This is a genomic window from Stieleria neptunia (genome assembly GCF_007754155.1).
Taxonomy (GTDB): Bacteria; Planctomycetota; Planctomycetia; order Pirellulales; family Pirellulaceae; genus Stieleria; species Stieleria neptunia.
This window is the reverse complement of record NZ_CP037423.1, coordinates 10656329-10678934: the sequence shown is the minus strand read 5'-3', so window position 1 is coordinate 10678934 and position 22606 is coordinate 10656329. Positions and strand designations below refer to the sequence as shown.

Genomic DNA, 22606 nt, shown 5'->3' with positions numbered 1-22606 from the left:
TGTGTCGCTCGTTTGTCTAACCACTGCTGCTCGTCGGCGGACCCACGAGCGACAAAAGGATCACGTCGCTCGTTTCACCAAATAATCGACCAGCGCCGCGGTCGGCGGCTGATCGGTCGTCAACTCGATGCGATCGACGCCCTGGTGCAGGCAGGCTTCATCCAATTGATCGCACCAGTGCTCGATTTTCTTCAAGTAATCCGCGCGAATGCTTTCCATGTTCGTCGTCAGTTCGGCGGGGCCTTCCATGTCCAGCACGCGATAGCGGCCGCTTTCGGCCAGGTAGCGTTCAAAGGGATCCAGCAAGTGAAACACGATCACCTCGTGCCCGCGGTGGCGCAATTGCTGAAGCCCTTTCTTGATGCCCTCGACGTCGCCGTCGACGAGGTCGCTAAGGATCACGACGACGCCCCGGTGACGGGCCAGTGCGGCGGCCTGTTCGAGTGATTTGGACAACGCGGTGACGTTCGATTCGGGACGGGTCGACAACAAACTCAGACAGTCTTCCCAGCGCCCGGGTTTGGCCGACGGGTCCAGGTATTGGCGGACGCCGTCATCGAACAGCCCCAGACCGACCGCGTCACGTTGTTTGATCGCCAACGCGGCGAAGGCGGCGGCCAACGTTGCGGCGTATTCATGCTTGGTCATCGCCCCCTCGACCTTGCACTGCATCGAACGGCTGGCGTCGACGAACAGGTACAGATTCAGGTTGGTCTCGGCATCAAATTCTTTGACGTACAACTTTCGCTGACGCGCGAACAGTTTCCAATTGACGTGCCGCAGGTCATCACCGGGGCCATAGCGGCGGTGCGAGGAGAACTCGACGCTGTAGCCGATGAAGGGGCTGCGGTGCAGACCCTGCAAAAAGCCTTCCACCACGCCGCGGGCGCGCAGTTCGATCGAACTGAGTCGGGCCAGTTCGTCCGGTTTGAGCCAGTCGGGGCGATCGTGCCCGCCGCCCGATTTCGACTGGGAACGTTGCGTGGGCTGGGGCGTGGCGATCAAGAGACGTCCTCCTTGATCGCTTTGAGCAACGCATCGATCACGTCATCGGAGTCCACGTTGTCGGCCCGGCCGTGGAAATTCAGCACCAACCGATGTCGCAGCACCGGATGGGCCAGCGCCGCGATGTCCGCAAAATCGACGTGGTAGCGGCCTTCCAGAACCGCGCGGGCTTTTCCGGCCAACACCAACGCTTGGCCGGCGCGGGGGCTGGCGCCATAGGTGACGTACTTTCGCACCATCTCGACTTCGTTTCCGGACGCGGTCGCGCCGCGGTCACTCTTTTGCGGCCGGGTCGCCGCGACCAGTCGGGCCGCGTACATGATCACGTCGTCGGACACCGGCACGCTGCGAACGATGTCTTGCAACTGCAGCAAGTCGGCCGAGGAGAGCACCGCCGATGGCTCCAACGTCTCCGTCCCGGTCGTGCCGCGAATGATGTCCGCTTCCTCTTGGATCGTCGGGTAGCGGACGCGAATGTTGAACATGAATCGATCGACTTGGGCCTCCGGCAGCGGGTACGTGCCTTCCATCTCGATCGGGTTTTGCGTCGCCACAACGAAAAACGGAGGATCCAATTCGTAGGTGGTGTTGCCGATCGAAACCTCGTGTTCCTGCATCGCCTGCAACAAGGCCGCTTGCGTCTTCGGCGGCGTCCGATTGACTTCATCGGCCAGCAGGAAATTGGTGAAGATCGGGCCCGGGACGAATTTCAATTGATGCCCGCCGCCGCCCTCCTGCTCCTCGATCACGTCGGTGCCGGTGATATCCGAAGGCATCAAGTCGGGTGTGAACTGCACGCGTTTGAATTTCAAATCCAGCGTCGACGACAGCGTCCGCGCCATCAACGTTTTGCCCAATCCTGGGACGCCATGGAGCAGCACGTGCCCGCGACAGAGCAACCCCAACAGCAACAGATCGACGACGTCCTGTTGGCCGACGATGACTTTGCCGACTTCTTCACGAAGTTGTCTGCGGGATTCACGCAGTTTGTCCACCTGGTCAAGCAGCTGACCGTTGTTGGACGGCTGTGCCTTGGACAATTGGGGTGAAGTTCGATTTTCGGTTGTGCTACTCATCCGGCTAGCTTGTCTGCGTTGGAGGCTTCGGCTTTGTCGATCAGGTGATCCTGATCTTGGTCCAATTGGTGAAAAACGTCACGTGGTCCTAAAAATTCGTCCCAGGTCAGGTCGCCGTCCCCGTTGCGATCCATTCTCTGGAACCAGATCGGCCCGCTGGGCGGTGCCAACAGCGCGGCCGGTGTTTCGGCCGACGGTCGGTCGACGCGGCCGAACAGGCTGACGCCGCCGCGTTTGATTTCGATGCGGTACGAGGCGGTCATTTGAGAGGGATTGATCTGGGGCTGATCTCCCGCGACCGTCATCAATGTCTGTTCGCAACGACGTAATTCGCGGATCGAAATCCTGCCGTCGGCATTGACGTCCAGTAACTGAAAGAACCCGTTGCCGGTGTCCAACAACGTGACCTGGCAGGACGTCGATGCCGGTTCGGTGTACTCTTTGACGTAGGCCATCATTTCATCGGCAAACACTCGGTCGTCGCCGTCTTTATCCATCGCGTCAAACAGGTACCGTTCGAACCGTTGGTGTTCGATGATTTCGTCCCGATCCAAATAACCGTTGGCGTCGACATCGATCGCGTTGAAGGCATCCGACGCATTGGAGATCGCTTCGGCCATCGGATCACGATGGCGATAGCTGACACCCAGGGAAACCGAGTCGTGTTTGATCTGAACCAAGTCCTCACGAGCGGTGATGGAATCGTCGTCGAGTTGATCGAGCACTTTCATCGCCTGGCCGCCGGTGTCACTCAAGTCGACGCTCAAGGTCAGGTCGGGCTGTGCCGAGGTGAGTTTCGCTAACTCTTGCATGCTCAATTGTTGGTTGCCATCGGCGTCCAACGCTGCGATTCGCGGACCGTTCCAGCCGAGTTCGTCGGCGGTCAGGTGCGCATCGCGGTCACGATCATAGCGGCGGACCAGACGGGCCGGCATGATCGGCTCGGCGGCATTGCGAAGCAATTCGGCGTGCACCGATCCGGGAGGTTCCTGGTCGATCGCGTTGACGATCACCCCATTCATCATCTCGGCCGGTTCGGACAAGAATTCGTCGAAGGTGATGCACTGGTCGAAGTCGCTGTCGCGCTCGGCGATTCCGGCCGCAGCCAACCGCATCTCGCGGCGGTCGATCAATCCCGATTGGTCTTGGTCCAGCACACTAAAAACACTCAAATCCTGTTCGGCCAACGCGTTGTTTTGGCGGTAGGTGACCAATTGGCCGGCCGCCCGATCAACCGCCAGGGCCAGCTCACGCTCGGTGAAGGGGCGGGGATTGCGGAGCGTATTGAGGAACGCGTTGCCTTGGAATCGACGCGAGGTGGTGAACAGCGGATGGTTGCTCGTTTCCTCGCGACTGACTTTTCCGTCCTTGTCCATGTCCAGCGTCGTGACCAAACGATCGAGGTAGTCTTGTCGCGTTTGCTCGAGCGATTTTCCTTCGTTGGTGATCTGGACACGCAAATGCAGCGGGCCGTTGGGCAACAGCAGCAACATGTCGTGCATGCCGGAGGAGGGCTCGGCGTCGGTCGCGGTTTGGGCGACCGCGAGGATCGGGAGCTGGACGGTAAAAAGCAGCACGATGGTCAACAGCGCGGTTGCCATCCGCTCGACGGGCCGGTCCGCTCGCTGGCCGGAACGGGAATGTTTCATCCGAGCAACTCCCGAATCGGCGTTCCACCTTCGTCGACCAACGGGATCGGCCGGTCGCCCATCGCGTTGTCGCCGCCGGAGTCGATGCCCAAGCCTTCCAGCAACGTGGCGTACAGATCGCTGGCGGTGACCGGATTGTCGCTGACCTCCATCCCGTCGGCCGATGTTTTGCCGTAAACCTGGCCGCCGGAGATCGCCCCGCCGGATAGCGCCACGCTCCAAGCATCGGGGAAGTGGTCTCGGCCGCGGTTGGGATTGATCCGTGGCGTCCGTCCGAATTCGCCCATCCAGACGACGAGAGTTGAATCGAGCAAGCCGCGGTCGCGAAGGTCGCTCAGCAGCGTCGACCAGGCCGGATCGAGGACTTCGCACATCGAACTGACCGCGCTAAAGTTGTTGACATGGGAATCCCAGGATCCCTGTCCGGCGGCATCCAACGAGACTTCGACGAACGGCACGCCGCGTTCGACCAGCCGCCGCGCGAGCAAACAACCCTGACCGAAACGATTGCGGCCATAGGCGTCCCGCAGTTCCGTCGGCTCTTCGTCCAATTCAAAAGCCCCCTCGCCACGTGTTTCCACCATCCGCATCGCCTGGTCGTAGACCGAAGCGTGCTTGACGGCGGCCGGTGACGACGAGGGGGCACCCTGGCGCAACATGTTCAGTAAGCCTTGACGTTCCAGCAACGCGTCGGGGTTGCCGCCGGCGACGTCCAAGTTTTCGACCGTCAGATTGGCGCGGGTGTTGGGGTCATTGCTGGCACCGGAGACGACCAACGGAGAATGGTCCGGGCCGAGAAACCCGGATCCCAGATTGCCAAAACGAAACGGCGCGATCGAGACAAATCCCGGCAACGGTGAATCGTTGGGTTTTAATCGGTGCGAGATCAGCGACCCCAGCACCGGATAGTCGGTCATGCCGCCCATCGGCCGATAACCCGTCATCATCAATTGCGTCGCCCGGCCGTGATCGCCCTCGCGGGTCTTCATCGAGCGTACCAGAGCGACGTCCTTCATTTGGGTTGCCAGACCGGGCAGGTTGTGGCTCAGCTCGATCCCCGGCACGGCGGTGGAAATTGCTTCGGTCGGGCCGCCGTTGCGGTGTCCTGGTTTCGGATCGAGCGTCTCCATTTGGCTCGGTCCGCCGCCCATCCACAGCAAAATGCAGGCCTTGGGCGGACGCTTGGTCCCGGCCGCCATCGCCAGCTTGGGCAGCCATGGCGAACAACTGATCCCGCCCAGGGAAGCGGCGGCGATGCGAAACAATTCGCGTCGCGAAAACGTTTCGAATGGTCGCGTCATCGACATAACACAAACTCCGGGCTGTTCAGGAGCGCCCACAAAATTTCGCCGAACGCTTTGCGGCGCGTCGTTTCGTCCGGCTTGTTGTCCAAGTACTCGGTCAGTGATCGCTTTTCGGCCTCCGACGGCTCACGTGTCAGCACGGCCAAATAAAGCGTTTCGATCCGCTTGTCCTCATCAAAAAACGGCGACTCGACGACCGCACGCAGCAATCGGCTGCGGTCCAAATCGATCGCGTCGGAGGTGACCGGGCCGTTCATCATCATCAACGCTTGCGGAATGCCCGAGGCATAATCTTCCGGTGTTTCACCGATCGCCTCGCCCAACCGGTTGACCATCTGGGCGCGGGCGCCGGTCCAGCGCGGTGCCGCGGGATCGATCCGGCTGATCGGCAAATGCAGGGACTGTTCCAACGAATCAAACACCTGTTCGGGACTGATGACTTTGAGTTCCCGGCGGAAGGTCTCGTCCGAATCACTTTCCGACAGCGCGCGTGCGGCATACCAATTCGTTTTACAGATCGCGGCAATCAACCGCTGCACATGAAACCCGTCGTCGGCAAATTTTTGTCCCAAATCATCCAGGAACGCACGCTCGTCGTCGTTCGCCAGATCCAGATTCTCGATGTCGGCGTAGAGCCCGCGGCCGACCAGCAATTGCCAGAACCGATTGACCGCCGTCGCGGCAAAATTCGGGTTTTCCCGTGATGTCATCCAACGCGCCAGGCGAACACGGGGCGCACGCGCGGCGTCGTCCATCGCCGTGTCTTCCCACAAGACCTTTGCCCGGTACGTTTCGCCTTCGAATCGGATTTCGCCGCTCTTGCCCGTCGGCTGCGATCCATCGGGGTTGTCGATCGAACCGTTGATGTCGCTGTAAAATGCGGCCAGACCCCAGAAGTCATGTTGCTTCCAGTCGGTAAACGGATGGTCATGACATTGTGCGCAATCAAGACGGACGCCCAACATCACACGCGAAAGATTGCCCGCATAGGATTCCGGCGTGCCCCCGACCAACCGGTAGTATCCGCCGGCGGAATCGGGCGACTGGATCTGCGCAATCTCACGCATCATCTCATCGTACGGCTTCGCCTCGCGAAACGCGTCTTCCAGCCACGTCTCCAACCCCTGCACCGAACCGTTGACGACCGTCCCCGGCGGAATCAAGACCCTCCGCCAATGACGCGCCAGACTGGATGCCGAAAGCCGCGTGTATGCCTCCCGTCGTGGCCCCTCGCCGAACACCAATTCGTTCACCAACAGTTCGCGACGGTCATCGCCGAGTGTTTGAAAGTCGCGGATCTCCGAAACGCTGGGCACCCGGCCGACCAGGTCCAAGTAGACGCGACGGACAAACGTCAGGTCACTGCACGCCGCCGGCGGCTTGCCCCAGAGCTGTTCACCCCGCTGGTCAATCCACTGCGAAAGCGTGTCGCCGTGGGAGTCCGCGACTGCCGCGACCGGTCGCCAAGCCGCGGCGACCGAGAAGAAGATCAATAGAACGACTGACTTGCTCATCGAAGTGTCCTTTCACCCGTGGTGTGCAATCGCGCCGGCGCTGCGGCTTGTTTGCTGGAACCCAATATAGACGCACAGTCTATATTGGTCAAGCACTATTTGGATTAAAATGATTTGTAGACGTAATATGGCGTATGGGGCCGCTGAATCGCCCAGTCGGTTTCCCAGATGGTCGTCTCGCCGTGCCGCACCTGCGTCGGCACCATGCTCATCCGTGCCAACGCATATCGCCACGCTTGCCGGTCGCCGTCCTGGTGGGCTTCGACCAGCAACAGGACTTCGGGATCGGTTCCCTGGACAAAGGTGAATACCGCACCGTCGATCAGTTCGTCATCTGCTCGACCGAGTTTTCCGCCGGTCGGTTGATCGAGTTCGTAGCGGTACACGGGGGTGTCGAGCAAACGCAATTCGATCGGGTTCTTGTTGGGCGGCACCAGCTTCGATGAAAACTCGCGCGCCAGAACTCGCATCTGCCGCAACCGCAGGAACGCGGATCGGGCCGGACGCGGAGCTTTCTCGATCGGCTGCCATCGGACGCCGGGCTCGGCGGGCTGCCACAGCAGTTGGTTGTCGCTGTCGGCGGTCAGGGCTTGCTCGCTGAGCGATTGAAATTCCAGATCGATGACCTGTTCGCCGTCGGGGTACAGGCAAAGCGCGACCTGCGGGCGGCCCGACGCGGTCCACAGGAACATGGCGCCGGCCGGGGTCTGTCGCTCGGGATTGCTCCAGCTGAGTGCGGGTTGATGATGGCGCGTGAAGGGATTTTGTGATCGCCCGGCCGGCGCGATCGAAATTCGCTCGGCAAGCTCCGCGAAGCGGTCGCGGATCACCTCGGATTTCGGCTGTGGGGGTTGCTGAGCGATGGAGCTGGAAATGCTCGCCAGCAAAAACAGAGCGACGACAACGGTGTGGAACGGCTTTGGGCGGCGGGCCATCAAGGGGCTCTCCCGGCAGGCATCGGCTGATCGAAATTAGATGATTTGTCTAATGTCGCAGCCTGCGCCCCCGAAGTCAAGTTTTTTCGGCGGGCTGCCCTGTTTGCGACTTCGCCGCCGGCGTCGACAGGCTGGAAGCCAATCCCACATACTTTCCGTGCGTCGCTAAGCGACTTTGCTGCCGGCGGCAACACACGCCAACGTTGACCCGCGTCCGTGGCGCAGTGAGAATGTGGCCCGGCTCCATCGCAACGAACGGCACCGATCGATGCGAATGAAAATCTCGGTGACAACCTTGCGGGATGGTATCAGCGCGAATGACGACCGACGCGGGAGAGACGATCGACGGACGAGTTGGCAAAACGCGAATGCCCTATCGCGTGGCCGCGGTCTTGCTTGGGTTGCTGTTCCTCACCTATGCGCTCTTTCAACTGCTCGGTGGTGCGGAGGACTGGGCCGACTTTGGATTTGCAATCTTCGCCGCACTGATGGGGCTGCAATTTCTGTACTCGGCGTGGACCGGACAATGGAAATCACTGTTCGAATGGTTTAGTGATGGCGGGGTCCGGCAGATCAACGAACGATTTTTGATGGTGGAACCGGTCAGTTGCGGTACCGCGACGATCGAGACGGATCGCCGTTTGCCGAATCACGACGTGAACCCCTACGCGCCGCCATCGGATTTCGAGGCGGCATCGATCGCCGAACAGGTGCAAGCGATGTCGTCTGAGGGGGCGACGCCGCAACTCCTGACCGAACACTTCCTGAGCGGTTACCCCTTCATCCACTACGGCGTGGTGTTTTTTCTCGATCCCGACGATGACGCGTCGATTCATGCCGCGCTTCCGCTTTCTGCGCCAGACGATCGACTTGTACGTCGCAACGCCGAGGAAGCCATCCGCGTGCTCCCCGAATTCCTGGGGACTCTGCCGGGTGCACGTTCGGCGATCATCGGTAGGGAATTGATGGTCCGGATGATCTCATCCTATGATCGCTTGGATGAGGAAGTCTCCCAGCGGATTGTCATTCCATGGTCGACGACGCTCTCCTTCAATGATGAGTTTTGACATGAAGCCGATCATCGCCTCGCGTACGATTGACGCGCCATTGAGTCTGGTGTTCCAGACCGTTTCGGATGTTCGCAATTTCCGCAAAGCCGTGCCGCACATCACCAACGTCGAGTTTCTTTCCGAGCAACAGCACGGTGTGGGGACGCGATTCCGTGAAACCCGAATGATGAAGGGACGCGAACAATCCGTCGAGCTGGAGGTCGCCGAATTCGCCGACAACGAACGCGTGCGGATGGTCTCCGATGCCGGCGGCACGGTCTGGGATACCCTGTTCACCGTTTCGCTGGTAGGCGACGCTGTCGAGTTGAAGATGCAGATGGACATCCGCCCCCATGCGTTTTTGGCCCGGTTGATGATCCCTTTGATACGCGGCATGGTGGTCAAGGGTGTCGAGTCGGACATGGATGCGGTCAAGTCGTATTGTGAGTCGGGCGGTGAACCCTGCGGGGCGATCGATGAAACCACGGGTAGCTGACATGGGCCGCCGTGCCACGGCGAGACGGTGGTAAAAAAATTTGGTGGTCAAAAAATGGGTGTGAAGTAGGTCGGCCTGGGGACGATTGCCCGGACCAACTCATCTTTTGACCAACTTGCTCCTGTTCTTGTCCGGCGTTCGGCCGTCTCACGCCGCTGACTCAAATTGATGTCAGGTGTGTTCGTTTTGATGTCGCGTTGATTTCTGTTCGTTGGCTTATCTGTGACCCGCAGCGGACCGTTTCGCCGCGTGTTTCACGGGGGTTTGGGTCGCGCAGCGTCTGTCGGCCGTCGGATTGGCATGCCGGATGCGTCGTGAAACAAGCGTCAGACCCTTTGTCGCTCATTCATGGAGATGCAGCGTATGTCACGTTTATTGAAATGGGCAAGCATTCCGGTGCTTGCAATCGGTTTTGTGTTGATGCCCGGCGGAAACGAAGCCGACGCCGGCGGATTCAGTATCCGCATCGGCAACTATGGTTACAGCAATTACAGCCACACGTACCGCCGCGCGTACCCGAGCTATCGGTCGTCGTACGGGCCGTCGATTTATTATGGGCGGTCAGCCCGACCGACCTACAACTACCACCGATCGTATCGGGGGTACCATCCCGCACGGCCGCACTACGACTATCATCCGCCGTCCCTGGTGCCGCACGGAAACCACTTGGATTACGTGCCCGGGCACTATGATTTTCACTACCGTGGTCACGGTAGTCACCGCGGTCACGGGCACCACTGATTCGTTGCCCAGCCGGTCGATGCGGTGAAGCGTTTAGCGTAGCGTTTTCAAGTACGCAACCAGATCGCGGACTTCGGCGGGGCTGAGGACCGCGGTCATGTCGGGCATCAACGAGACCTTGGTCTTGGCGACGTCTTCGATCTCGTCGGTCGGGATCTTGACCTCCTTGCCTTCGGAATTGATCAGCACGGTCGTGGTGTCATCCTCACTTTTGATGACACCTTGAACCACATTGCCATCGGCCAACAGCAGTGTCTGGGCGTTGTACTTCGGATCGATGTCGGCACTGGGATAGACGATCGCGCGAAGCAGGTGATCCGCGTCACGTTGCTTTGCGATTTTCGTCAGTTCCGGACCGATGTCACTCCCTTTCTTTCCGATCCGATGGCAGCGGCTGCATTGAGCCCGCAGATCGGTTCGAAAGAAGGTTTCGCCGCGTGCCGCATCGCCGCCGGAAAGGCACAGGGCGAATTCGCGGAACTTTGGCGATGTGATTTCTGCCAGTTGCGGTGCCTGCTGAATTCGGTCCAGCGTTTCGCGAATCGCATCGGAGTGGTCGATCCGCGAGTGTAGTGATTGCCAAACGTCCAACTGTAGCGAGTCGGGCAACGATCCATCAACAAATTGCTCGCCCAGTCGGACCAGCAAGGCATCTGCTTTTGCGTTGCCAAGTGTGGCGAGGGAGCGAACGCAGGCTTGTCGAACCGGAATCGATCGATTCTCCAGTTGTTTCTCGATGACCTCGATCGCCTTGTCGTGGTGCAATTCGGCGAGTCCTTCGATCGCGCGCGATGCGACAGCCGGGGAGCGTGCGGCGGACAGTGCGACCAACAGCGGGGCGCGGTCATCGGTTGCGATGTCGCTATCGGGTGTGGTGAGCGTGTCGAGTGCTTCGAGTCGCAATGGTTCCGGTGACTTGGTATCGCGGACAAGTGCGATCAGTGCGTCCGACGACAGCGGGGTTTTCAACCGGCGTGACGCTTTCACGGCCGCGACCCGGATCGCCGTGTCGCTCTTTTCGACCAAACGCGTCAGCAACTCCGAGGCGGCCGATCGATCGATCACTCGATCGGCGGCGGGTTCTCGGCGGCGGCCATCGACGCGATCCAGCAGGGGTGGATCGAGCCAGTCGCCGAGGGATTCCGTGGCAGCCAGCCGTGCCGACGCGGGGCGGGTTTCGGCCGCGATGAAACGCAGCAGCCGTCGGAAACTCGATTCGGTTCCGAGTCGAAAGTTGGCATTGATCGCGCGGAGGGTCATCGCGGTGTTGCGGTTGCGATCCTGGTCCAAGGCAGCCGCCAGGTCTTGCATGGCGTCCGGCAGGGAGAGGTCGTCGTGGATGGCGCGGGCGGCTTCGGTGGCGACCCAATCGGAGGCGTCGCTGAGGAAGGTTGCGACCGAGCGATGGCCTTGTCGGCGGAGCGCCAGGACGGCAACGATTCGTGCGCTTTCCGACGTGGCATCCGCCAGTCCGGCCAATTGCTGCGGCGTCGCACAGGCGGCCAGTGCGGTGACGACCGCGTGCCGCAGGTAGTGTTGATCGCGTGGCAACCCGGCGGCGAGGTCCAGCAGTGTCTTCGTCGCCGCGCTGGTTGGTCGGCGTCCCAGGGCCAGCGCCGCATGGATGCGAACGTGCAGGTCGGGATCGTCGATCAGCGGTATCAACGCGGCCGGATCAGCCGTCTCGGTTTCGCCGAGCGTTTTGGCCGCGACCGAGCGGATGATCGGGTCGTGATCGGACAGAAAACGATTCAGCATAGCGGCGGGGACGCTGCCGGTTCGCATGATCTGCCCCAGCCCCCAAACACTGTGCACGCGGGCAAGTTGATCCGATTGTTCGTTCGACAGAACCGCCAGCAGCGTGTCGGATTGCTGCCTAGCGACCAGTGCGAATTGGGCGCGAAGTCGAACACGTTGATCGATGTGAGCAAGCAATTCGGACAGCACCGCGTTCGGTTGCTCGCTGAAATCTTCAGACAGCCAGTGCGTCACGGACTTGCGGTCGGCACGGTCTTGTTCGCTAAGGTTTTCATCCGGCACGTCGATCCGAATCACGGCGCCGGTTTGGGTCAGTGGATAACCGCCACCCCAGTCGACACCGTACAGTCCGCCGTCGGGGGCGAAGGCGATTCCGACGATCGGGTCGCCGCTGCCGATCGAGTGCGAATCGATCATCCGGAACGAGTCAGCGGTGCGCTCGGTGCGAAAGGCGTATTGGAATCCGTTGGGCGCGCTGGTCATGAAGAAGAAATTCCTGTAGGCCGATGACAGTGCGGCGCCGGGATTGAATTTAAAACCGGCCGGACCATCGACGTAGTTTTGAATCGGCGGCACCAAGTAGGCGGCATGGTCTTCGCCGGCAACCTGCCACAGGTTTTCGTCCGTCCAGGGGTTGTACGCGTCGCCACGGTACTGGTAATTGCATCGCCAACCGGCATCCATCTGATCGACGATCCACACGAAACGTTCTTTTTCGCCGGGCTTGTCGGCGTCGTTGTCGACACCGAACAGATTGCCGTATTGATCGAAGGCGAATTCTTGAACGTTGCGCAGCCCATGGGCGAAGACTTCGAAATCGCTGCCGTCGGGGTTGCATCGCATGACGCCGCCCTGGTTGGGATAGCTGATCTGTTTGCCATCGTCGGTGGTCACCGCGATCCCTTTGTCGCCGATCGACCAATAGATCTTTCCGTCCGGTCCGATGGCCAGCCCGTGCATGTCGTGGCCGGCATAGGCGATGTGCAGTCCGAATCCGGTGGCCATGATCTGGCGGTCGTCGGCACGTCCGTCGCCGGTCGTGTCGGTCAGTTTCCAAACGTCGGGTGCGATCGTCGCCCAGACCGAATCGTCCCAGTGCAGCACGCCGGCGGCGATTCCGGTCACTTCGGTTTTAAAATCTTCGGCGAACAGATTGATGGTGTCGGCCGTTCCGTCGTCGTCGGTGTCGACCAGGCGGTGGATCTTTTCGCTGATCACGGTCAGGTCGCGCCAATCGTATTGGCCGTCTCCGTTGACGTCTTCGACATGTTTGGCGGCTTCGACTTGATCGCCACCGATCGCCAGCACGCGATGATAGAACGCGCGTTTTTCGTCGACCGTTTTCAAGCCCACGTCGTCGGGAATCCATTCGCTGTTCGCCCGAATGTCCAGGTCTTGGATCTTGCGACGCTGGGTTTGGGTCACGTAGACGTCACCGTTGTCCGCCACGCTGATCGCGACCGGGTCCGGCACGTTGATCGATCCGCTCCAACGGCGGTACTGCAGTTCGGGCAGCTGATCGACCGGCAGGGGTTCGGCAGCACCGGCGCCGTGGCCGAAGAAGCATCCAGAGAGGACGACGGTGACGCAAACCAGCTGGCGCGTCGTGGCGTGAAATGGCATGGAAGCGGTCGTGATGGGTGGGAAGGTTTCGGGGCTGGCTGTTTCGGGGCTGGCTCGCGCACGAGCAGCATAACGTGACGTCCGCAGGTCCATCATACCTGCCGCGGCATCAAAATCGACAGGCTGGAAACCGATCTCGCTTTCCGAACACGACAGCGGGCGACCCGATTTCCGCTAGAATGATCGTCCCTTCCCGGCGAGCTTGCCTTGCGCGCCACGATCACCACCCGAAACGACGTTCAACACCATGATTCAGCTGCCCCGTTCGGTCGCACCCGCGTGCCTCCTTCTGCTCGGTTTTCTCGCGCACGGCCTCTCATCGCAGCACACGGCGCTCGGCCAAGATGGATTCAGGCCGATGTTCAGCGATGCCGAATTGAGCGGCTGGGTGCGAACCAACACGCCCCAGGAAACCTGGCGGTTTGAAGACGGGATTTTGTACTGTACCGGCAAGCCGATCGGCGAGATTCGAACGGCAAAGATGTATCAAAACTTTGTGATGGAACTGGAGTGGCGGCATCTGGTGCCGCGGGGCAACGCCGGCGTCTTCGTCTGGGCCGACGACATCACGTCGCGTGGCGTACCGTTCCATCGCGGGATCGAAGTGCAGGTGCTCGAGAACGCCTACGGGAACACGAAAAGCCACACCACGCACGGTGACATCTTTCCGATCCATGGGGCGACGATGACGCCGATCAATGGGCGTGGCGGCAGCCGGGCCTTTCCGACCGAAAGCCTTTCCAATCCGAGTCCACAGTGGAATCGCTACCGCATCGAATGCCGCGACGGCGAGATCTCGCTGGCCGTCAACGGGACGGTCGTCACCCGCGGCAAGGACTGTGTCCCACGCAAGGGATACATCTGTTTGGAATCCGAGGGCGGCGTGGTCGAATACCGCAATGTTCGCATCAAAGAATTGCCCGGCGGTGAGGTGCCGGCCGACCAAGTTGCGATCGCCGATCGTGGCTACCATTCGCTGTACACCGGATTGAATCTGGACGGTTGGGACGCCGACGATGTGTCGCAGTGGAACGTCAAGGATTGGGTACTTGCGTTTGAAGCCGATCCTGGCACAACGGGAACACTGGCGACGACGCGTTCCTTTGACAACGCAAGCTTCGTCGTGGATGTGCGTTTGAAAGATGCCGAGAGCAACGTCGTGATCCAGGCGGGCGGAAACCTGCAAATCGATCTTTCTGATCCGGCGTCTGCGACGCACTTGGAAAAACCCGGTCGTTGGAACCGCATCGAAGTGATCGCCAAAGATGGCAAACGGGTGGTGCATCTCAACGGCCAACCCGCCGTGTCGTCGCAATCCGACGATGGCGCCAGCGACAAACTGGTGCTCTCGCCATCTGGATCGGTCGACTTCGCAAATCTCTATGCGGCGGAGTGAGGTGTATCCCGCGGGACGTCGATTCTTTTACTGCAGGATGTGGCAACCAATTTAGATTCTCTCCCTCTGGGAAAGACGGCGTTTGCGCAGCAAGCAAACGCCAGAGAGGGCCTATCCGGAGGTGTCGCTGCGCTCACCTCCGACGATGTGCTGCGACCGCATCCGCGGTCGCCAGGGGGGTGTTTTTTGTTAGCGGTAGGGCGCGAGCCCTCCGGTTCAGTGAGCCGCGACGCGTCAGCGGCCGGGCCTTCAGCGTCGCCCGAGGCCTGACGGCCAGCGGCTCACCAGAATTCAACAGATCTCCTTCAATCGACAGGCCGCTCGCGTTCTTCCGCTTACAAACGCTTCACCGCGTTACCCTTCCCCGGGCTACGCCAGAATCTCGTGCACAACCCTCGGAGCCTCAACTCCCGTCAGACGTTCTTCCAAACCGCTCCGGGTGAAGAACAGCTTTTGATGATGCAGCCCCAGGGCGTGCAAGATGGTGGCGTGGAAATCGTGGACGCTGACGGGATCTTCGATCACCTTGTGCCCGAATTCGTCGGTCTTTCCATAGCTGGTGCCTCCCTTGATCCCGCCGCCGGCCATCCAAGACGTAAAGGCTTGCATGTTGTGGTCGCGGCCGGTGTAAAGGTCGCCGCTGCGTTGCGAGGTGGGCGTGCGACCGAACTCGCCGCCCCAGATCACCAGGGTGGAATCGAGCATCCCGCTGCGTTTGAGGTCCTTGAGCAGTGCCGCGACCGGTCGGTCTGTGCGTTCGCATGCGGCGCGGTGGTTGTCTTCCAAGTCAACGTGGCTGTCCCAAGGTTGTTCCTCCAGAAAGATCTGCACGTAGCGGACACCACGCTCGACCAATCGGCGGGCCATCAAGCAACGTCGGGCAAAGGAATCGGTCGGCGAGCTGCCGACGCCGTACATCGACAGCGTTTCCGCGGTTTCGCCGGACAGGTCCAAGGCTTCGCTGGCGGAAAGTTGCATCCGTGCGGCCAGTCCATAGGACTGGATCCGCGCGTCTAGCCCAGCGTAATGTCGGCGTTCGCTTTGGTGGTGCTGGTCGAGTTGTTTCAACAGGTCGCGCGCCGTTTCGGTCACTGCGTCGGGCTGCTCGAATTGTGGTTTCAAGTTCAAGATCGGGGATCCGGTGGGCCGAAACGGCGTTCCCTGGTACACCGGCGGCAGAAACCCCGCGGTCCAGTTGCGGGTGCCGTTTTTCGGTAACCCCAGCGGATCCGACAGCACGACGTAGGCGGGCAGATTTTGGTTTTCGGAACCGAGTCCGTAAACCGTCCAGGCGCCCAGCGTGGGGTACCCCATGAATAAACGCCCGCTGTGGATTTTGTAGAGGGCGTTGTCGTGATTGGGGTGGTCGGTCCACATCGAATGGATCATGCACAGGTCGTCGGCCATCTGGGCGGTGTGGGGCAAGACGTCCGCCATCCACATTCCGGATTCGCCGTGCCGATCAAACTTGTATTTGCCGCCCAGCATGACGCCGACGTCCGACGTGCCCGTGTTGCCGATCTCTTCCACATTGCCCGGATACGGCTGGCCGTCCATCTTGCCCAGTAACGGCTTGGGGTCAAACAGATCCATCTGACTTGGCCCGCCGTTCATGAACAGTTGGATGACCGATTTGGCGGTGGCGGGATGGTGAACGGGTTTGGGGGTCAGGTCATCGATGCCGCCGCCGTGTGGTGCAATCGCTTCATCGGACGCCGTGGCGCTGTGGCCAAGTAGATCCGCACCGAGCATCTGGGCCAGCGCGGCGCCGAGCAGGCCGTCACTGGTTCGGGCAAAAAAATCACGGCGGGACGGTGTTGGCTGATTCATTCCTTAATCCACGTAGAGGAACGAAGCGGAGTTCAAAATCGTGTGGCAATACGTTTCCAGTGCCTTGGCCGAATTGTCTCCCCATGCCTGGCGAAGTTGTTTCAACGTTTCGGTACCCAGCGTTCGCTCGCGGTCGCTGGGCGATCTGGACAAGGCCAACTGGTAGACCGTCTGGACCGTCGCTTCATTGACGGCATCATCTTCGCTGTCTTCGATTGGAATTTCATCGCGAACGATTGATTCGACGCGGTGGGCCATCGCAGCGGCAAGCTCTCGGACGCGGCCGTTGTTCATCAGCAACAGAGCCTGGGGAGAGACCGTGGACACGTTTCGCGACAAGCAGTTGGGGCCCATTTGCGGATAGTCAAAGGTATCCATCATCGTCGGGATCTCGGTCCGCCGGTATTGCAGGTAAACGCTTCGTCGCCAGCCGCCTGAATCGGTCGCATTGACGCTGACCAACCCATCGCGATCGATCGAGACGGTGTCGGGAAGACCGCCCGGTGTCGGATCCAATCGGCCGGCGATCGCAAGCAGCGAATCACGCAGCGCTTCGGCATCCATGCGGCGCAGGTTCATGTGCGAGAGCAGTCGGTTTTGCGGATCGACTTGGTGCGATCGCTCGGTCACCCGACTGGATTGTTGGTAGACGCGAGAGTTCATGATCAAGCGGTGCATCTCCTTGATGCTCCAGCCGCGTCGGATGAATTCGATCGCCAACCAGTCGAGCAATTCGGGGTGCGAGGGACGCTCGCCCTGAACGCCAAAATTCTCCAGGTCCTTGACCAATCCGGTTCCGAAATGGTGTTGCCAGATTCGATTGACCATCACGCGAGCGGTCAGCGGGTGATTCGGGTTGATCAACCAGCGTGCGAATGCCAGTCGGCGGCCGGTCTTGGCGGTGCCGTCGGGGAAGGGGGGCGTGACGGTAAACGGATTGCGCTGGTCGGTCAGCACCGCGGGCACACCGGGGGCGACCGGATCACCGGGTTTGTTGTGTTCACCGCGTCGCAACACGTAGGTCGGTGAGGGGCGTCCCAAGTCCCACAGCGCCCGGATCGCGAGCGGTGGAGCCATCTTGCGACGCACACGATCGATTTGATGATCGGCGTCTTTGATCTGTTGCCGCAGCGAAAGGACTTGCTCGGACTGCTGGGAATCGGGACGCAGTTCAGCTTTGACCAGCCGTTCGACCAAGATCTTTTGCTTCAACGTGCGATTGTTGTCCGCTTTCTTCAGCGCGGTCAACGTCGCCCGGTTGTCGGCTTCGGATTGATCGGGATAGTGATCGCGCAACAGTTGCAACTGCAGGTCGGCCGTCCATTGCTTTTGTCGCACCTGCAGTTGTTTGATTTGTTTTTCCAGCGGCGGGTTTATTTCGGCGACCTTGCGACGGTGCTCGGGTGTGGCGACCTTCAACGTCCGCGTTTTAAAACTGTCCCAGTCGTGTTCGTCCAGCGCGCCTTGGAACACCGCTTTGAGCCGGTAGTAATCGCGGTGGGGAATCGGGTCATACTTGTGCGAATGGCAACGTGCACATTCCATCGTCAAACCCATCAGCCCTTCGCTGACGACGGTGATCGCATCGCTGATGACTTTGAGCCGCTCGGGGACAAAGTTCATCGTCCGCGACCCTCCCAGAGGGAGGGTGACTTCGACTCTTGCGACTTGACGTGCCTCATGCGAACAATTCGTGGACGACGCTGGCTTCTTCCGGACCGGTCAGCCGATGGATTCGTCCGCCGTGGCGATAGGTCAGTTGGTCGTGCCGCAGCCCCATGAGATGCAGGAGGGTGGCGTGCAGGTCTCGAAAGTGGACCTTGCCTTCGACCGCCCGGTCACCCGTTTCGCTGGTTCGGCCGTGCACGTGTCCTCCTTTGACGCCGCCGCCGGCCAGCCAGAACGTGAACCCTTTTGCGTTGTGTCCGGTTTCGTCTTTGCCGTCATCGGGGACCAGTCCCGGTCGGCCGAATTCACCGCCCCAGACCAGCAACGTGTCGTCGAGCAACCCCCGTGCGGCCAGGTCTTCCAGCAAGGCGGCGATCGGCGCGTCCACGGTTTCACAATTCGCCTTCAAGTCACGGCGGTGATTTTTGTGCTGGTCCCAACCGCCATGGTTGACTTCGATGAAACGCACGCCGGCTTCGGCCAGACGTCGCGCCAACAGGCATTGGCGACCGAAGTCGGTCGGCCGGCAGGTTCCGATCGACAGCTTCTTGCCGACGCGATAACGACGCAACGTCGCTTCGGTTTCGTTGCTCAAATCCAGTAGTTCCGGCGCCGCGGTTTGCATGCGATAGGCAAGCTCCATCGATTCGATCACGCCTTCGAGCGCTGCGTCGCCGTTGCGGTCGGACAAATGATCTCGGTTCATCGATTGCACGAAATCGAGTTGACTGCGTTTGACTTGGGGCGGCAAATGGTTCCCGAAGATGTCGCGGATGGTCGCCGCGGACATGTCTTCGCCATTGGTGCCGATCGGTGTGCCGGCGAACTCCGTGGGCAGGAACTCGCTGGAGTAGACCGACGGCTTGGCGGCATTCAGGCTGACGAAACTGGGCAGGTCGGCGTTCTCGCTGCCCAGGCCGTACGAGATCCATGAGCCCATGCTCGGTCGCTTTCGCAGTTTTTCGCCGGTGTGCAGTTGAAGGAACGATTGGGCATGGTTTCCCGTGTCGCAGTGCATGCCGTTGATGACGCACAATCGATCGGCGTGCTTGGCGGTTTCGGGCATCAACTCGGAGATCCACAACCCGCTTTCGCCGCGCTGTTGAAATTGGAACACCGAACCCGGATGCTTTTTATTTCCCGTTTGCGGTTTGTAATCGAACGTGTCCATCTGCGCCGGACCGCCGCTCATGCAGAGAAAGATGACACGTTTGGCGCGAGCGCGAATCGGCGGCGTCTCTGCGGTGGAAGCGCCGGCCGACGGTTGCAACACTGCTTGCAGGGAGAGAAAGCCAAAGCCACAGGACGCGGTTTGCAGCATGGTTCGACGTGAAATCATGGGCTTTCTCTCAATCCACGTAACGGAATTCGTTGGTCGTCATCAAGGCTTGGGCCAGACTGGCCCAGGCGTGCAAGCGGCATCGGTCCTGGTGTTGGCCGGCGCCCGCAAGGGTGGCTTCGGTGCTGCGCAGATACGCGATCGATCGATCCCGCTCCGATTCGTCGGGGTCCCGCCCCAGCACGGCCGAGTAAAGGGTCTGCAGCCGATCACCTTCACCACGTGATGCATCGTCGAGCACCCGGCGGGCTAATTCACGCGATTGTTCCACCACAAACTCGCTGTTGATCAAGAACAGCGTTTGTGTCGGCAAGGTCGTGACATCGCGTTTTCCCCGCACGCCGACTCCGTCGGGAAGATCAAACGCGGCGAGTTCTTGGGGAGGCGCGTGGCGAAGCATGCAGAGATACACGCTGCGGTGATGGGACTTGCGATGCAGGTCGGTGGATGCGCCCGGCGGCCAGTTGATCAACATGTCCAACGTTTCGATCGCGGACCCTTGGCCCGGCGCGTAATCCAATTGACCGCTCGCTTGCAGCAGGCTGTCTCGCAGCGATTCGGCATCCAGCCGTTTGCGAACATGCCGTGAGAGCCAGATGTTCTCCGGATCGATTTCGGACATCGCCGGTTCAGCCAGGCTGCTCAAGCCGTAGGTTCGCGACAACACGATCGCGCGGATCATCTGCTTGATCGACCAACCCTGGCGGACGAATCGATTGGCCAAGTGATCCAGCAATTCGGGGTGTGTGGGGCGGGCGCCATAAACACCGAAATCATCGGGCGTGGTGACGATGCCGCGGCCGAACAGGTGCATCCAGATTCGGTTGACGATGACGCGCGCGGTTTGGGGGTGGTCGGGGTGCGTCAGCCAGCGGGCCAGTTCCGCACGGCCGCTTTGACTCGGGGCAATGCTGACCGCGGGAAAATCGATCGTCCCGTTGGAAAGCGGCTGACCGGCGGCATCGTGCGGGGCGAGATCGTTCGGGGCGAGATCGCGATAGGCTGACAGAACGCCGCGAGCAACCTCGGGGCCAAGCTTGGAACCGTCACCGTTGATATGGATCTTGCAGTCCGCCGGTTTCGCTTTCTCGCGAACACCCATCGCAAACCCCAGCGGCGAAGACGGACGCACGCCGACGGGCTGGCCCGACGCCTGGTGCAACGCGATGGCTTCCTGATCGGTCAACGCCCGAGACAACAGCGTGAACTGGCCGATGTTTCCCGTCAGGGGCGCAAACTGATCACTGCGGCCGGCCAGGCAATAGTCGAGGGATTTGGCGAACGTCGCTTCGACTTCGCTGGCGATTTCCAGTCGACCGTTGAGAAACACTTTCACCCGGTTGCCGTCTCGCACCAGCGAGACATGGTTCCAGCTGTTGCGGGGGATCACGGTTGATCCGACGATCGACGTTTTCTTGACGTTGCCGTTGAAGATGAACAGTTTGCCCGAACGCGATTTGTCATGCTTTCCGCCGATCCCCAAATGATCACCGGGCAAGGTTTTGTCATCCAAGGCGGCGCGGGAAAACAAGTACGCCGTGATCGGGCGGGTGTCGTTGTTGACGGTGTTTCGGAACCAGAACGAAACCGAGTACGAGTCAGTCGGTTGCTCGAACCGGCCGGTGAAGCGTGTCTCGTTCACTTTGGCAAACGTATCCGCCGAGAAAGTGGATATGCGGGAAAGCGAAAGCGCGTCGGGTTTCGAATCCAGCGGCGCGTGAAGTTCGGGTTCGAGTGCATCGACGAATTTGAAATACGCGTCGGGCAGTTGTGGCGGTGACGTGCGGTCGGGACGTTTTTGGGTTGCCTGCAGATCCGCGTGCAATGCATGCAGCGGCGTCGGCGGTGCCGTCAATTTTTCCTCGCCCGCGGCACCGTACAGCGTTTCGGTGCTCTTAAAGATTCCCGCCAGGGCGTAGTAGTCTCGGGTCGGAATCGGGTCATGTTTGTGGTCGTGGCAGCGGGCGCAGGCGACACTCAATCCGATCACGCCGGTGCAGACGGCGTTGATTTGATCGTCGACGACGTCCATCGCAAAGTTCTTGTTCATCGCGGAGGCCGGTTTGGAACCGATCGCCAAGAACCCGGTCGCGATCAGTTGCCGGTTTCGCTGCCGGGCCGTTGCCGCGGGCAACAGGTCGCCGGCGATCTGCTCGGTCAGAAACCGGTCATACGGCACGTCTTGATTGAAGGCATCGATCACGTAATCACGGTACCGCCACGCATTGGGAAACGTCGCGTTGCGCCCCAGTCCGTCGTCGCCGTTGGATTCACCGTATCGCGCCACGTCCAACCAGTGCCGGCCCCAGCGAACCCCGAACTGGGGACTGTTCAATAAACGATCCACCAGACGCGCCGTCGCCTCGACACCGTGGCGATCGAAGTCGACCTGGAACGCTTCGGTTTCGGCTTGCGTCGGCCGCAACCCGATCAAGTCGTGGTACAGCCGACGAACGAGTGTCCGTGGGTCGGCGTCGCCGGTCGGTTGCAGTCCGGCCTGCTGCATCGATGACAAGACGAAGCGGTCGATCGAATCGCGCGGCCAATCGGGATCGTTGACCGATGGCACGGGCGGATTCTGTCGGGGGACAAACGACCACAAAGCTTCATCGTCGGCCGCGTCGGTTTGGACGCCCGACGTTGGGTCGGCGGGGGGCTGTTCCCGGGGATCGACCGCGCCCAGCGACACCCATCTCTCGAAGTCTTTGATGATCGTTTCCGGCAGCGGTTCCTCCGGCGGCATTTCCAATCCGTCGTAACGCAGCGCCTGGATGATCAAGCTGTCCTGCGGCCGTCCGGCCAACAGCACGGGGCCGGATTCGCCGCCGACCAACATCGACGGGCGACTATCGACGCGAAGTTTTCCTCCCAGTTCCTCTGAGTCCACGGAGTGGCATTCGTAACAGTGCTTGACCAGCACCGGACGGATTTTCTTTTCGAAGAATTCGAGTGGGTTGTCCGCCGCGGCCGGGCTGCCGAGAACGATGGCCGATGACAGCAAGAAAACGGCGGCGGTGAGTCGGTGCGGGGTCACTGCGGCGGCGTCGCGAAGGCGGGGTGGGTGGGGGAGGGACCGCCATTGTCAGCCATTTGTGGCCGCGATGCAACCTTTTCATGCAGATGCCGATCCGGCGGGCCGGGGGATCCCGCGGGCCGTCGGAAGAATAGGTGGCGGGGATTGATTGTGGGATAGGCTTCCAGCCTGTCGTTTTCGCCATGACAG

At 60.6% G+C, this 22606-nt stretch carries 15 protein-coding genes; 4 read left to right on the top strand and 11 right to left on the bottom strand.

Annotated elements, in window-relative coordinates; translation table 11 throughout:
• Positions 1–60: 60 nt before the first annotated feature.
• The 6 genes from Enr13x_RS36540 to Enr13x_RS36515 all read right to left on the bottom strand — a co-directional run bounded on the left by Enr13x_RS36540 (position 61) and on the right by Enr13x_RS36515 (position 7483).
• Positions 61–1005 carry a DUF58 domain-containing protein gene (locus Enr13x_RS36540; protein ID WP_145391849.1) on the bottom strand — a complete coding sequence of 315 codons (945 nt, stop codon included), beginning with the start codon at positions 1003–1005 and terminating at the stop codon, positions 61–63.
• Positions 1002–2081, bottom strand: a complete 1080-nt coding sequence (locus tag Enr13x_RS36535) for an AAA family ATPase (protein ID WP_145391848.1) — start codon at positions 2079–2081, stop codon at positions 1002–1004. The genes Enr13x_RS36540 and Enr13x_RS36535 overlap by 4 nt, the downstream gene beginning before the upstream one ends.
• Positions 2078–3730, bottom strand: coding sequence for an EF-hand domain-containing protein (locus Enr13x_RS36530; protein ID WP_145391847.1), 1653 nt, complete (start codon positions 3728–3730; stop codon positions 2078–2080). The genes Enr13x_RS36535 and Enr13x_RS36530 overlap by 4 nt, the downstream gene beginning before the upstream one ends.
• Positions 3727–5037, bottom strand: a complete 1311-nt coding sequence (locus Enr13x_RS36525; protein WP_145391846.1) for a DUF1501 domain-containing protein — start codon at positions 5035–5037, stop codon at positions 3727–3729. The genes Enr13x_RS36530 and Enr13x_RS36525 overlap by 4 nt, the downstream gene beginning before the upstream one ends.
• A complete protein-coding gene (locus Enr13x_RS36520) occupies positions 5028–6548 on the bottom strand; it encodes a DUF1549 domain-containing protein (protein WP_145391845.1) in 1521 nt (506 codons plus the stop codon). The genes Enr13x_RS36525 and Enr13x_RS36520 overlap by 10 nt, the downstream gene beginning before the upstream one ends.
• Before the next feature lie 104 nt (positions 6549–6652).
• Positions 6653–7483 (bottom strand): hypothetical protein, encoded by an 831-nt coding sequence (locus Enr13x_RS36515; protein ID WP_145391844.1) that lies wholly within the window; start codon positions 7481–7483, stop codon positions 6653–6655.
• Between the two features lie 317 nt (positions 7484–7800).
• On the opposite strand from Enr13x_RS36515, the gene Enr13x_RS36510 reads away from it, so the two are divergent.
• The 3 genes from Enr13x_RS36510 (at position 7801) to Enr13x_RS36500 (ending at position 9769) form a co-directional block, all read left to right on the top strand.
• A complete protein-coding gene (locus Enr13x_RS36510; protein WP_145391843.1) occupies positions 7801–8550 on the top strand; it encodes a hypothetical protein in 750 nt (249 codons plus the stop codon).
• 1 nt (position 8551) lies between these two features.
• Positions 8552–9028 carry an SRPBCC family protein gene (locus Enr13x_RS36505; RefSeq protein ID WP_197455639.1) on the top strand — a complete coding sequence of 159 codons (477 nt, stop codon included), beginning with the start codon at positions 8552–8554 and terminating at the stop codon, positions 9026–9028.
• A 363-nt stretch (positions 9029–9391) separates the two neighbouring features.
• A complete protein-coding gene (locus Enr13x_RS36500; RefSeq protein ID WP_145391841.1) occupies positions 9392–9769 on the top strand; it encodes a hypothetical protein in 378 nt (125 codons plus the stop codon).
• A gap of 33 nt (positions 9770–9802) precedes the next feature.
• On the opposite strand, the gene Enr13x_RS36495 is transcribed toward Enr13x_RS36500, so the two are convergent.
• The gene (locus tag Enr13x_RS36495; RefSeq protein WP_197455638.1) at positions 9803–13150 is read right to left on the bottom strand and encodes a HEAT repeat domain-containing protein; all 3348 of its coding nucleotides are present in this window, start codon (positions 13148–13150) and stop codon (positions 9803–9805) included.
• 247 nt (positions 13151–13397) lie between these two features.
• On the opposite strand from Enr13x_RS36495, the gene Enr13x_RS36490 reads away from it, so the two are divergent.
• Complete coding sequence (locus Enr13x_RS36490) at positions 13398–14546, top strand: family 16 glycoside hydrolase (RefSeq protein WP_145391839.1); 1149 nt, start codon at positions 13398–13400, stop codon at positions 14544–14546.
• A gap of 369 nt (positions 14547–14915) precedes the next feature.
• Here Enr13x_RS36490 and Enr13x_RS36485 read toward each other — a convergent pair whose 3' ends face one another.
• Genes Enr13x_RS36485 through Enr13x_RS36470 form a run of 4 tightly spaced genes read right to left on the bottom strand, consistent with a single transcriptional unit; the run spans position 14916 to position 22417 of the window.
• Positions 14916–16376: a DUF1501 domain-containing protein gene (locus tag Enr13x_RS36485; protein WP_145391838.1), complete on the bottom strand. Its 1461-nt coding sequence runs from the start codon at positions 16374–16376 to the stop codon at positions 14916–14918.
• A 3-nt stretch (positions 16377–16379) separates the two neighbouring features.
• Positions 16380–17999: a DUF1553 domain-containing protein gene (locus Enr13x_RS36480; RefSeq protein ID WP_145391837.1), complete on the bottom strand. Its 1620-nt coding sequence runs from the start codon at positions 17997–17999 to the stop codon at positions 16380–16382.
• 55 nt (positions 18000–18054) lie between these two features.
• Positions 18055–19383 (bottom strand): DUF1501 domain-containing protein, encoded by a 1329-nt coding sequence (locus tag Enr13x_RS36475; protein WP_145391836.1) that lies wholly within the window; start codon positions 19381–19383, stop codon positions 18055–18057.
• Positions 19384–19393: 10 nt separating this feature from the next.
• Positions 19394–22417, bottom strand: coding sequence for a DUF1553 domain-containing protein (locus Enr13x_RS36470; protein ID WP_145391835.1), 3024 nt, complete (start codon positions 22415–22417; stop codon positions 19394–19396).
• Positions 22418–22606: the final 189 nt, after the last annotated feature.